1 protein-coding gene is annotated in these 205 nt (G+C 64.4%); it reads right to left on the reverse strand.

Annotated features, from left to right (window positions below; translation table 11 throughout):
• Positions 1 to 205, reverse strand: a 205-nt coding sequence (locus AC6LKD_RS32745; protein ID WP_498118558.1) for a VCBS domain-containing protein, incomplete at both ends; no start/stop codon positions are given.

The raw sequence follows: 205 nt of genomic DNA on the forward strand, positions 1-205 counted from the left end.
GCGGTGTCGGGCTTGGCTTCAGGAGCGGTGTCGGTGATGAGCACCACCAGGTCGTCGGACTTGACCTGGTTGGCCGCATCGGTGACGGTGACGGTGAACTTGTCGGTGACGGAGTTGTCGCCGGCGGTGTGATCCTTGGCCGTACCGTCCTGCTGGTAGGTGTAGGTGATCTTGCCGGTGGCGGCGTCGTAGCCGGTCAGCGTGA

The organism is Achromobacter sp. D7-1 (assembly GCF_059760445.1).